This window comes from Trichormus sp. NMC-1, from assembly GCF_001858025.1.
In the GTDB taxonomy this organism is placed as follows: domain Bacteria; phylum Cyanobacteriota; class Cyanobacteriia; order Cyanobacteriales; family Nostocaceae; genus Anabaena.
In genome coordinates, this window is record NZ_LZQD01000004.1 from 251,411 (window position 1) to 264,411 (window position 13,001).

Annotated in this window: 10 protein-coding genes and 1 tRNA gene; 3 read left to right on the forward strand and 8 right to left on the reverse strand. The window is 40.7% G+C overall.

The window, feature by feature from the left end; all coding sequences use genetic code 11:
* Window positions 1–5 precede the first annotated feature (5 nt).
* Window positions 6–1,142: a glycine cleavage system aminomethyltransferase GcvT gene (gene gcvT, locus A9Y75_RS14910; protein ID WP_071190340.1), complete on the reverse strand. Its 1,137-nt coding sequence runs from the start codon at window positions 1,140–1,142 to the stop codon at window positions 6–8.
* Window positions 1,143–1,286: 144 nt separating this feature from the next.
* Between gcvT and A9Y75_RS14915 the strand changes: the two genes are divergently transcribed.
* Complete coding sequence (locus tag A9Y75_RS14915) at window positions 1,287–1,784, forward strand: pentapeptide repeat-containing protein (RefSeq protein ID WP_071190341.1); 498 nt, start codon at window positions 1,287–1,289, stop codon at window positions 1,782–1,784.
* Between the two features lie 301 nt (window positions 1,785–2,085).
* Here A9Y75_RS14915 and A9Y75_RS14920 read toward each other — a convergent pair.
* The 3 genes from A9Y75_RS14920 to hisF form a co-directional block, all read right to left on the reverse strand.
* Window positions 2,086–2,158: transfer RNA gene (locus A9Y75_RS14920), tRNA-Ala, on the reverse strand.
* A 94-nt stretch (window positions 2,159–2,252) separates the two neighbouring features.
* Entirely contained in the window at window positions 2,253–2,444 is a 192-nt protein-coding gene (locus A9Y75_RS14925; protein ID WP_071190342.1) for a hypothetical protein, read from the reverse strand.
* 102 nt (window positions 2,445–2,546) lie between these two features.
* Window positions 2,547–3,317 (reverse strand): imidazole glycerol phosphate synthase subunit HisF, encoded by a 771-nt coding sequence (gene hisF, locus A9Y75_RS14930; protein ID WP_071190343.1) that lies wholly within the window; start codon window positions 3,315–3,317, stop codon window positions 2,547–2,549.
* A gap of 155 nt (window positions 3,318–3,472) precedes the next feature.
* Between hisF and ruvB the strand changes: the two genes are divergently transcribed.
* On the forward strand, window positions 3,473–4,594 hold the full coding sequence (gene ruvB / locus A9Y75_RS14935; RefSeq protein ID WP_071190344.1) for a Holliday junction branch migration DNA helicase RuvB: 1,122 nt from the start codon (window positions 3,473–3,475) through the stop codon (window positions 4,592–4,594).
* 105 nt (window positions 4,595–4,699) lie between these two features.
* On the opposite strand, the gene A9Y75_RS14940 is transcribed toward ruvB, so the two are convergent.
* Together A9Y75_RS14940 and A9Y75_RS14945 are read right to left on the reverse strand one after the other, a co-directional pair.
* On the reverse strand, window positions 4,700–5,506 hold the full coding sequence (locus A9Y75_RS14940) for a DUF928 domain-containing protein (protein WP_071190577.1): 807 nt from the start codon (window positions 5,504–5,506) through the stop codon (window positions 4,700–4,702).
* Between the two features lie 22 nt (window positions 5,507–5,528).
* Window positions 5,529–8,672, reverse strand: coding sequence for a TIR domain-containing protein (locus A9Y75_RS14945; protein WP_071190345.1), 3,144 nt, complete (start codon window positions 8,670–8,672; stop codon window positions 5,529–5,531).
* Window positions 8,673–9,186: 514 nt separating this feature from the next.
* Here A9Y75_RS14945 and A9Y75_RS14950 point away from each other — a divergent pair.
* Complete coding sequence (locus A9Y75_RS14950; protein WP_071190346.1) at window positions 9,187–9,603, forward strand: DCC1-like thiol-disulfide oxidoreductase family protein; 417 nt, start codon at window positions 9,187–9,189, stop codon at window positions 9,601–9,603.
* A gap of 35 nt (window positions 9,604–9,638) precedes the next feature.
* Here A9Y75_RS14950 and A9Y75_RS14955 read toward each other — a convergent pair whose 3' ends face one another.
* On the reverse strand, window positions 9,639–10,079 hold the full coding sequence (locus A9Y75_RS14955) for a hypothetical protein (RefSeq protein ID WP_071190347.1): 441 nt from the start codon (window positions 10,077–10,079) through the stop codon (window positions 9,639–9,641).
* A gap of 264 nt (window positions 10,080–10,343) precedes the next feature.
* Complete coding sequence (locus A9Y75_RS14960) at window positions 10,344–12,995, reverse strand: CHAT domain-containing protein (RefSeq protein ID WP_083389622.1); 2,652 nt, start codon at window positions 12,993–12,995, stop codon at window positions 10,344–10,346.
* Between the last annotated feature and the right edge of the window lie 6 nt (window positions 12,996–13,001).

The following is a 13,001-nucleotide window of genomic DNA, read 5'->3' on the forward strand; positions in this document are numbered from 1 at the left end:
GGTTATCAGTTAGTGAGACGATTTTTTGAGCGATAAAATGGACGTTTCACAACTACTATAGGATAAGCTTTACCGCGAATTTCCACTTCTAGTTGCTGTTTGACAGTTGCTAACTGGGTGGGAACGTAAGCTAAGGCTATGGGATAGCCTAGTGTGGGTGAGAGAGTACCACTAGATACTTCTCCTACTACTTGCCCTGATGATAATACTGGGTAGCCGTGACGGGCGATGTTGCGGGCTTGGGTTTGTAAACCTACAAGTTTACGCTGCACTCCCTCAGTTTTTTGCTGTTCTAAAACAGTACGCCCAATAAAATTGCCTTTGGTATCTAAATGGACTAACCATCCCAAACCAGCTTCTAAGGGTGTGGTGGTATCGTCGATATCTTGCCCATAAAGCGCCATTGCTGCTTCGAGACGGAGGGTATCTCGACAACCAAGCCCACAGGGTACGATACCAATATTATATAGACTTTGCCACAATTTTATCCCTACTTCAGGATCGACCATGACTTCAAAGCCATCTTCACCTGTGTAGCCTGTGCGGGCTAGGAATGCAGGTTCTCCAAAGATGGTTGTTTCTAAATGCCCAAAGGCTTTAATTGGAGATAAGTCCGCTGTCACTAAAGATTGAAGTTGCTTAGTAGCTGTTGGCCCCTGAACTGCAATTAAGACTTTATCCCGTGAGAGGTCTTGAAATTCAATTGTATCAGTATCCAGATGTTTCAAGATCCAGCTTTTGTCTTTATCAGTAGTTGAGGCATTGACGATAATTACTAACTTTTCAATACCAGTGTTATCTATACCTTGGTAGTAAATAATGATATCGTCAATAATTCCGCCTTGGGGATTTAACAATACTGTGTATTGTGCTTGGCCTGATTGCAGACGACTCAAATCTGAGGGAACTAAATTTTGCAGCTGAGAGATCAGGTTTTTCCCTTGGAGGGTAAATTTGCCCATGTGGGAAATATCGAACATCCCAGCGGTGTTTCTGACAGCTTGGTGTTCTTGGGTAATACCGCTATATTGTACGGGCATTTCCCAGCCACCAAAGCTAGTAAAGCGGGCTTTGAGTTCTACACCCGTTGAATATAAAGGGGTTCGCGCTAGAGATTGGGTGATACTTTCTTGATTAGTCACAGGTAGTTAGTTCTGCGTGCGATTGCACCTCAACATCTATCTATCCTACGAGATGGTTTCTAATTTAGCAGACTTTCTCCACTCCTTCCTTAGTACTGTTTAATAATTAATAGTGCAATTGTTGAGATTTATTAAGTAAAGATGATGAAGTATTGGCAAATATTCGCCGGTTTTGTTTTAGCTGTGGTGCTGTTTGTGTTTCCCCTCTCAGCACAAGCCGCAAGTTCTTCTAGTGTTACTGGTTCTCTGATTAACAAGGGAGACGCTGGAAAGGACTATTCTGGTCAAAGTTTAGTCGGGACTGAGTTTACTAGTGTGAAGTTAGAGAATACTAACTTTAGCAATGCTGATTTACGGGGTGCGGTGTTTAACGGTGCGTTGTTAGAGGGTGTAAATCTGCATGGAGTCGATTTTAGTCAAGGTATTGCTTATCTATCAAGGTTCAAAAACTCTAATTTTAGTGATGCGGTATTTACAGATGCGATGATGCTACGTTCAACTTTTGATGATATTGATATCACTGGTGCTGATTTCAGCAATGCCATTTTAGACATGACACAGGTGAAAAAACTCTGTACAAAAGCCAGTGGTGTCAACTCTAAAACTGGTGTAGACACTCGTGAGTCTTTAGGATGTAAATAGAATTCCATGCTTTTAAGTTTCCCCTCCGCGAACAGTGGGGAGGGGAAATATTGGATACACTAATTAATTGTTTCTCTAAGAGGATGTTTTAAAAGTATTAGGCGAATATAATTCGCTACTACACAAACGAAGTCCACCTATTCCTTCGGAACGCTACGCTAACGTGGACTAACCAAAAATTAGGGGTTTCAAACCCACGTAGGTGGGTTTTGTCTGTGTAGCCGCGTTCGCGTAGCGTGCCGGAGGCATCTTTCTAATCGCTGAGGCTAGTATTAATTTAGACTTTGCAAACATCCTCTAATGGAGCTAAGGGGAATCGAACCCCTGACCTCTTGAATGCCATTCAAGCGCTCTACCAACTGAGCTATAACCCCGTTAATTGCACTCTTTATAATGCCTTAATGATTAGTATTTTGTCAAGTCTTTATTGATTAAATGTGAAATTTTATTTATCATCCTCAGCACTGGTTAAGAAACTTGCAGCAAATAGCTCATACAATGCCCCATGAGAAAATACACTACTAACATAGCCGCAGCCGCTACGGCAACTAATGTACCAGCCAACATTAAAGAAAATTCTTTGTGTTCAACAGCCTTTTCCATGAGGTGTAGCGACCAGGCTACCAGCGCTACATCAAAAATTAAAATAGGAATCAACATATTTCTTAATATTACTTCATACTTGTAAATTTATATTAACACTCTTTTGGTAAACTGTGTCTAACCTGGGGTAGATGTGGTTGATTCCTATTAGTTTTCTGATTAAGATAATCTTACGGAAACAGAGCGATCGCGTAAATAATGTTTGATTTGGGCGACGCTTAATTGGCCAAAATGTAACAGAGATGCCAATAATGCTGCTTCGGCTTGACCTGCTGTCAAAGCCTCATGGATGTGTTCACAATTGCCAGCACCACCAGAAGCAATAACGGGAACTTCTACAGCTTGAGCGATCGCTCGCGTTAAGTCCAGGTCATAACCGGCTTGAGTGCCATCGGCATCCATACTCGTAACCAACAATTCACCTGCCCCCCGTTTTACAACTTCCTGCGCCCACAGTAAGGCATCTTTACCCGTATTTTCTCGGCCACCACGAACGTACACATCCCAACCAGGATTAGTGGGGTCAACTCTGCGCCTAGCATCAATAGCAACAACTATGCATTGATTACCAAAGCGATCGCTGGCACGATTGATCAAATCTGGGTTGCGGACTGCCGCAGAATTAATACTAACCTTGTCAGCACCTGCTCGTAACAAACCTTTAACATTTTCTAAGGTTTGGATACCACCACCCACAGTTAAGGGAATAAAGACCTGTTCAGCAGTTCGGTAAACTACATCAATAATCGTATCCCGGTCTTCATGAGTCGCCGTAATATCCAGAAACACTAACTCATCAGCACCAGCTTCGTTATAAACCTTGGCCAGTTCTACGGGATCACCGGCATCCTTAAGATCAATAAAGTTAACTCCTTTAACAACCCGTCCCGCCTTGACATCCAAGCAAGGTAAAATTCTTTTAGATAACATAATGACTTTCGTTCTCCAGGTAATTGCCGGAATTTAAATTCTAAATTGCCTTGCGTATTTCTAACCGAAAATTTTTGAGCCGATACGATATGAGGAAGTAATGGTTCCCATCTCCTATCGAAAATCCAAAATCTCAAATCCCCAATAGCTGAATTATGGCGATCATCTCCTCGAAAAAAAGCGGACAAGAACCCAACGGACAACCAAAGCAGCAGCGGGAGTCAGCAAAAGCACGTTCTGGGCAAAATCAGGCCCCTTCAGAAGAGAATCTTTTGCTCTCAGAAGCAGCTATTGATGAAGAAGGGAAGCAAGAAGAGAGTATTCGACCCCAGCGATTTGCTGATTACATTGGCCAAAAAGACTTAAAAGATGTTTTAGATATTGCCATTAAAGCTGCTAAGTCTAGGGCTGAAGTACTGGATCACCTATTGCTATATGGTCCGCCAGGATTGGGTAAAACCACAATGGCGATGATTTTAGCATCAGAAATGGGGGTAAATTGCAAAATTACCAGCGCCCCTGCTTTAGAACGTCCACGGGATATAGTCGGGTTACTGGTGAATCTTAAAGCCGGAGATGTGCTGTTTATCGATGAAATTCATCGGCTTTCGCGGATGACAGAAGAAATTCTCTATCCAGCAATGGAAGATTATCGCTTAGATATTACTGTCGGCAAGGGTTCTGGCGCTAGGATTAGAAGTATACCTCTGGTTAAGTTTACTTTGGTGGGAGCAACAACCCGTGTCGGTGCGCTAACATCACCTTTGCGCGATCGCTTTGGCTTAATTCAAAAACTGCGATTTTATGAAGTTGACGAACTCAGTCAAATTGTCCTCCGCACTGCTGAGTTATTACAAACTCCGGTCAATTTAGATGGTGCTAACGAAATTGCCAAACGTTCACGAGGAACTCCCAGAATCGCGAATAGATTACTGAAACGAGTACGTGATTATGCTGAAGTTAAATTATCAGGAGAAATTACAGAAACCGTTGCATCTGAAGCATTGCAACTATTTCAAGTAGACCCTTGTGGTTTAGATTGGACAGATAGAAAAATGTTAACTGTAATCATTGAAAACTTTAATGGTGGTCCAGTAGGATTAGAAACCATTGCTGCTGCGACTGGAGAAGACACCCAAACTATTGAAGAAGTTTATGAACCATATTTAATGCAAATTGGCTATTTAAGCCGTACTCCTCGCGGTAGAGTCGCCACAACAGCAGCATATAAGCACATGGGATTTAAACCGCCTAATGAGCAATTATCACTACTGTGAGCGGAGACGGGGAGATGCGGGGACAGGGGGACGCGGGGAGGTTTGTCAGCACAAGAAAACCCTTTTTTCCCCCTCATCCCTGCAAGATCGCATTCCTATCAAAAATTAAAAAGGTGTTGGTATCAAACTAACATTCTTTACTGGATTGAGTTCAGCAATGGGAGCATCAGCGAATTCTTCTAAACCAAACAGGGATAGAAGTTGATTCCAATCTTGCTTATGAACAGAGCGCTGTTCAGCCAGTTGAGTGACTGTTTCATGCCAGATTTTATTTTCAGCGTAGGGAACATACTGGTCTTTGGCTGGAACTTGCTTTAGTTGCGCCACTAGTTTAGAGTCTGCTTCAACTCGTTTGATCCAACCATCAACAGAGACTCTGCTTTGTGTACCCTTCTCACTCACACAAGTAACGTTGAAGTACCAACGATATCTTTGCCCAACTAGCAAAGGTTTTTCAGTTGCTGGTAGACTAAAACGGACAATACCTTTCTTTTCAGGTAGGGTGAGCTTGATCGGTTTTTTTAACACAGACTTTTTCTGTTCATCAAGCAATCTAAATGTGGCTGTAGAAGACTGGGAACTACTACCAAAAGGTATATACAACAACAAGTCAGGATATTCTTTGGTAGTTGTACCCTCGTTGCTTTCTGGGACTAAAGCCATCAAGGGTGGACTATATTGCTGGGAGCATTTTGAGTCATTCCCCCCAGATCGTGTTGCTCCAGCGCGTGAGCGTCCAGAAGCAGCACCTCCAGGTCTTTTATTATTAAACAAAGCGCCAAAGCGGTCAAGAAGTGACTCTGCTTGCACCTGTGGAGTAAAAATAGGAGTCAGCAAAGTTCCAGAAAATACAGATGTCAATGTGCAGATTAAAAGAGTCTGCCGTAAAAGAGATAATTTTTTGTGTTTCATAGTTAATAACCTTTGGATTTGTTTAAGCATGACGTAGGCGATAAGTTAAATAAACTACGCCAGCACCAGTAGCAATTAATGTTAGGGCTGGCGGAATTAGGGGAATCCAGCCGCTTTGATAGAGAAAAATAACATAGCAAACTGTATAAATACAGGCAACGGAACCGACTACAGCTATGGCTATATGTGACGTGCGGTTAAGTCGCCAACAGACGACACCACCTACAACAGCCCAGCTAAACATCCACAGTGTTTCGTAGCCTGTAGACCACCACCAAATCAGTGGGCGATTATCTAAGGTGGCACTGAGAATTTGACTAATCATCTGCCCATGTAAGGTTATACCTGCTACATCTCCATAGGGTGTATTCCAGTAATCAGCTTGTCGAGCTTGCCTATCTGTAAAACCAATGAGGATAATCCGATTTTTGATTTTTTCAGCCAAAACTTTGTTTTCGAGGACATCTAAAATATTGACTCTGGGAGCAAAATTATTAGGGTCACTCTGATGGACACGATATTTGAGCATCGTTTGATAGCCGTGTAACTGCTCACCCGTACTCTGATAACCGCTACCTTTGCCTAGAAGTTGGGGAATTAAAGTTTTACCAAACTGCATATCCTGCACATATTCTTTAGTCTTGATATCTTGGGGAGAAAGATACTGCTGACCCTGTGCTTCTAGATAACGGCGGGTAATTACTAAGCTGAATGCTTCCTGTGAGTTGCAATATTTAGGATCTGGCTCTTGCATCAGGTAGTGACGACGGACGAAACGACCACCTTTAGCATCATCATCTACTAAATCACCGTATCCAACTCTGGCTAATGGCACTTCTGGAGGACTCTTAAAACCAGGAATTTCTTCATTGCGCTCATTTTTATAACTATTTTTACAAAGGGCGATAAAGTTATTAGTTTGCTGTAATCGTTGCTTGAGGCTACCTTCGGCAGGATAATTGCGAATAAAATCTAAGCCAATCACACCAGCTTGGGATTTGGATAGAACTTGGAGCAAATCGTCCAAAACTGGATCAGCGATGGAACCACTACCACCTCGATATTTAGGGATTTCGTTTAATTTGTCCAGGCTTGCGGGGTCAACATCGACCATGAGAAACCGCTCGTCTTGGGGTTCATTGGGACGTAATCGCATTAATTGGTCATAGGTTGCCAATTCTAATGATTGGGTGAGTCCCAGAAACCGAGCGATGAAGATGAAAATGGTGGCAGCAAAACTAGTCAATAAGACACTGCGGAGTTTAATTTTGCGATAGGGAAGAGCGCGACTAGCAGCCAGATATTCTAATTGGAGGTTGGTGGGGGAAGGTTCTTTCTGTTGAGATTGCTTTAGCCATGCTTCTGAGGCTGCCAAATCTTTACCCCGCAGCAAAAAGCTATCGTCACGTTTCTGCTGTTCCCATTCCTTGGCTCTTAATAAAAGCCGGGTGTGCGATCGCACATAATCTGGGTCTGTGTCTAAGGTTCTGGTGAGTTCTCCAAAGTTAGTCAGAAAGTCTCCACCATGCTTACGGAAATCAATCCACTGCACTTTGGCTAATCCAGGATGAAGAGTCGCAGAATCAACTTCTCGATGCAAAACGGTAACAATCCGTTTATTCAAGTTCATTGCATATTCCACCTCCGTAGCACAGTAAGATGAGTTGAGTGAGTTGGGGGAAATAATGAATAGGTAATTATTAGCACTTTCAATTCCTTGGTAAATTTCTTGCTCAAAGTTAGTACCAGAGGCGATGCTTTCCTGGTCAAACCAAGTCGTTTTGTTTTGAATTTGCAGTGTATCGTTAAGCTTGCGGGCAAATTCTGAATCAGCACGGGAGTAGGAAATAAATACATCTAAAACCGCATTTGGTGGCAGCTTGAGACTTTCAGCAATATATTCTTCTTGGATAGGTAGAGAGGGATGTTGGGTTTTTTGTTTAGCTACCTTTAACCATGCTTCTGCATTACGAAGATTGTGTCCTCGTAACAGAACGTTGGGATTACGCTTTTGCCGTTCCCACTTAAGTGCTTTTGCCAATAAAGTTTTATGCTGTTCGTAGTAAGCAGCATCCTGATGCAGGACATTAATTAGCTTATCAGTACAGGCAGATCCTTTCCCAGTTTGGTCTGTAAAGTCGATAAACTGTAAGGTACGTAGTTCAACAGGAATCTGCTCTGGGTCTACTGTTTCAATCAACAGGGGAATAATTCGCTTTTTTACAGATAAAGCATGGGAAATCTCCATCTGGCAATATGCTGATTGCAAAGATGCCGCAGACATAAGAAAAACCACATTATCTGCTTCCTCAATGCCTCGATAAATTGCTTCTTCAAAATCTGTACCTGATTGAATGTCTGTTTTATTTGTCCAGACGGTGAAGCTGTCTCGCATTAAGATTTGGGCAATCTTCTCCATGAACTCCCGTTCTTTTTCTGAGTAGGAGAGAAACACCTGAGTCATCAAGTTGTTGGCATTCTTGGTACTCTGACAAATGAACGCACAATGTAAATCTGTTGGTTCACAGGGCGGTTGTTCATTTTTGAACTTAATTTTCAGCCAGTTTTCTGCTTTGGCGCGTTCATCGCCAATTAACAGGTAAGGTGACTGTTGTTGCTCCCGTTCCCACTCTAAGGCTTTGGCTAAAAGGTAGGTGTGTTGACGCACATATTCTTGATGACGAGCAAGTAAATCTACGAGTCCCGCAAAGGATTGCTCAAAGTCATCTATACCTTCACGGAAATATACCCAGTTAATTTTGCCAATAGCTGGGTGCATATTGGGGAAACTGGAATGCAATCCCTTGGCTTTGTAAGTTTCCCACTCGCTGGCTTCTTTGCCAGGATGACGTTGCTGCCAAATTTCTTCCGTAATTTCCTCTACGTGCAGTATGGGAATAATACGTTTATTGCGCTTGATTGCTAAGTCGATTTCCTTACCACAGTAGGGTGAGTTAATCGAGTGCGGGGCAATGATAAAGAGAAAATTATCTGAAGTTTCTATCCCATCATCGATTTGCTTCTGGAAATCAACACCCAGAGGAATATCATTTTGGTCAAACCAAATTTCTAGTTTTTGTTCTCTGAGTCTATTATGGAGTTTAGTAGCAAAGGCTTTGCTATCTGCTCTGCCATAGGAAATAAATGCATCCTGAAAGCCTTTCATTTAACGTCTGAGTGGTAAAAATACTGATTATGTTATATCTATTGTCTAATATAGAGCGTATAGACACTTAAGTCAAAGAAAAGATGGACTACACACAATATGTTCTGGAGTCTATGAGTATCATTTACTACGCAAGTTTTTAATATAGCCATTCCCACATTGGGGAGATACATCTGCATATTGAAAATCCCTCTAGTATTTTACACTGGGGGGATTTCGTTGTTAGCCGAGTTAATAGGGTTGTAGATACATTACAAAGTAATTGTGCAAATCTGGTGGAGTGATTAGAGAAAACCACTACAAAATACAAGCCGATTTAACCCAATCGGTGGGGGTTGGTTTCAAAAACCCCTCAAGGAGGACTCCACACGCATTTCTAATCATGACGAGGCATACATCTACTTTCTTCCCTATTCCCTATTCCCTGTTCTCTGCCTAAATAAGTAGATTTACAAATCAAATCGGATTGCTATATTTTACTTATGTTAACAATTTATCGATTCTTAGAGGTTTTATGAAATACTACGTAATTTATGATGGACAGTGTAATCTTTGTGTTAATTCAGTGCGTTTATTAGAAACTATTGACCAGGGAAAACTATTTAATTATGTTCCCATGCAAGATGAGCAAACATTAGCTAAATGGGGAATTACTGCCCAAGATTGTGAGCAAGGAATGATTTTAATTGATGATAATCTTTCACAACGTTGGCAGGGTAGCAACGCAATTGAAGAAATTGGACGTTTGTTACCTACTGCGGGTTTTGTAGATATTTATCGTGGTTTACCTGGTATGAAATGGCTGGGGGATAAATTCTATGAACAAATCCGCGATAATCGTTATACTCTATTCGGTAAACGTGATACTTATGAATCTGTTTATTGTGTTGATGGTAGTTGTAACGCGGGAAATAAACAACAGCAACTTTAATAGGTAGAATCAAAGGGATATTGCCTACCCATTGATCAATTCATCTGATGCTCCCGTGTTAATTTGCCATTTGCCTGTTCTTTCATCCATTGAAAAGAAACCAAATTGAGTAAAAGACCAATCATAAATAAAAAAATCATCAAAGCGATTTGATACCAAGCGATAGGTTTTACCAACAAATCAGCAACTAGATGGAAAAAATTCATCACTGAATAGAAAACTGTAACGCCAAACTGAAGCTTTCGATAACGGTTTGAGTCGCTGAAGAGAGTAGCAATCATCATCATCATAGGCACAGCAAAAAATCCCAGCATTAACCACATAATCCAGGCAATACTTGCTGTTCCATGAGTGTCAGAAGTAGCAATGTTTTGGTTGTGAAACAGTGGCATTAAACCAAGCTGGGTATGAAACAGAATGCCTAGCAAAAAGACTGTCCACAGTATGATGATTTTCTGGCGATGATTCACAGCCATAGTTATCCTGCTCTTATGTTCAGAGGCTTTTGCTTTTCTCCATCATAGAGAAACAAGTTGAGGTAGTTGATTTAATCACCGCTTTTACCAAACTGCTGCAACAATTCTTGACATATAAATTCTTTGACCAGGAATTTTAGATTAAAAAAAATTTGGTACAAGCCCCCACTGATTGCAATTTTTAATTAATAATTTTTAATTTTTAATTTTTAATTGGAGCGTTCGCGCAGCGTCTCGTAGAGAAGTGACTTGACACTCTCAGGGTTAAAGCCAACTACCTACGAGGACGTAGGGGCCCCAATAACGAGGATGTTCGTAGTTTTGATTTTTTAGTAAAGCCATCTGTGCCAAACGAAGTGCTTCGGCTCTGTTGACGTTGAATTTTCCTAAGTACTGATAAAATTCTTTGGTGAATTCCATACCTGCTTCATCGTCTAAATCCCATAAACTAGCGATCGCACTACTAGCTCCTGCTTGTACTGTGGTTCCGGCAATACCCATCACTTCTTGGTCATTGCCTGTAGCAGTTTGACAAGCACTCAGAAATAACAGTTCAATGCTATGAATGGGGCTTTGCCTTTGAGTACGGAATAATTTATCAAAATCATCTATCTTCAACTTACCATCGGCAGTTACCACAAAGGTATTCTCTCGGTCAGCACCAAAATAACCGTGAGTGGCTAAATGTACAATATCAAATTGAGCAGCATTGAGTTCTTTGTTGAAGTTTTGAGTAGTAAATTCTCCTTCAGAAATTGTGGAGATGGCTATACCTGTCTTTTTAATTTCTTCTACTTCTTTGGCAACATTTTCTAATCGAGAAAAGCCAGGAACGCTCTGGGGTGGCTCAGTCAAACTAGCTGCTAAGACCTTGATTTCTGAACGTTTTAACGGAATTGGGTCACGCACTTGTAAACCTAAAGCTAAGGAGACAGCATATTTCTCTACGAGGTATTTCTCTCCATCGTAGAGGGTGGCCATAGGGATTTTTCGTAAAGAACCATCTAAGACAAAAATCAGAGTTTTGATCTGGCTTTGCTCTAACAGTTTTTGCACTGGTTGAATTAGCCAATTGTAGACCTTTTGACCATCCTGTTTTACTTCCTCATAAGTACCAGTGTCTTGGAGATTGCTATAAAATTGGTTCAAAGTATCCTCAATTTCTGTTTTGGATAACTCAATGGGAGGATAGTGATACAAGTCTTGATTATTGGGCTGCTTGAGGATTACTTCTAAGCGATCGTCCAAAATAATGGAATAGATAACTGCGGCTGTTTGGTCTTTAGAGTCGATTACTTTGTCTAGTTGTAACTTGTTGTCTTGACAAGCTTGTTGCAAAAAGTTCTGCAATTGTGCTACTTGTAGTGTTTCTAATACCTGACGGGCTTGTTGGAGGTTATTTTGACTTGGTTGGGGGAACTGTAGCAGTAAATCTACTAAGCGACGATATACAGGCTCGACACTTTCCCGAAATGAATACTGCACATCTGCACTACTAGCAATTAAATCTCCCCGAAGACTTTGCAGAGTCTTGAATGCTTCAGTATATGTAGCGATCGCACCATTAATATCTCCTTGTTGATAGCATTTGCTTTTACCTTGACAAAGAATACGTCCTATTTGCCATTGCCAACGGTAGGTGATATCTTGGGCTTGAATCGACTGTGATAAATTCAGGGCTTTTTGAGTTAGGTCTTGAGCGATTGCCCACTGTTGTGTTAATTCATAGATATGTCCTAGATTACCCAAAACAAAAGATTGCGATCGCACATCTTGAATTTGTTCTGCTTGCTGACGAGCTACAGCTAATATCTGAGCAATCGTTTGTAAATTTCCGGGTATTTGCCTTTTTTCATTTAATTTTATCAAACTTTGAGCAAAGTTAACTTGAGCATATATCCCCGCACGACCAAGAGATAATTGAGAAATTAGATTTTTGATTTGGGGATAAAGTAATTCAGCTTCTGTGAATTTTTCTATTTCTATCAACAGTCGCAACCGATTAATTTTTGCTCTAATTTGAATTTGGATTGGAGTTTGATTAACTTCTACTTTCTGGTAAAAATCAATTGCTGCTAATTTTTTTTCTGTTGCTTCTTGAATATTTCTTTGGGCAGTTTTTACATTTGCTTCAGCACTGGCAATATTACCTAAACTCAGATAAGCCGTAGCAATAGTTTCTGGTGATTGTAGTTTTTGGGCTATTTTGAGACTTTCTTCTAATTTTAATTTTGCTTCTTTCAAATTACCTAATACACGGAGAGCGCCGCCTAAATTACGAAGATTAATAGCTTTAGTCAGTGAATCTGGTTGATTTTGCAAGGTTGCTGCTAACTTTTGGAAAGTAGAATTTGCCCTTCGATATAATCCTAAATTCTGTAATGCTTGACCCTGGTTAATGCCCATCAGAATTGCTTGATTATTATCTCCTAATTTTTGATAAACAGATTCGGCTTGTTGCCAAGATAACACTGCATCTTCTGCCTTACCCTGTGCCAATTGCAGACTACCTTTAACATCCCAAGCTTGCGCCCAAGTAGGTAAATATTGTGAGGAATCGGGAGTTTTTTGGAGAATATTTATAGCTTGGTCAATGGTTTTATTAGCCTGTTCAATTTCTCCAGTTTGCTGATAATTCAGAGATAAATTAATTAAAACGACTGCTTTTCCTACTTGATCTCCATTATTTTGATAAATTTCTAAAGCTTGTTTTAACAGAGTTGTTGATTCTACAAATCTGCCTTCTGTATATAGAATTTTTGCCTGGCTTTCCTGGCTATTAATGACTTGCTCAGGAGTATTTTTAGCGATTACTGGTGAAGTAAATATACAAATTATAACTATGATTAAAGCTAAAATTCCATAGCGGAAGAGACGTGGCAATGGTAATAAAAAACGGAAGATGAATAAGTTCATTTTTAA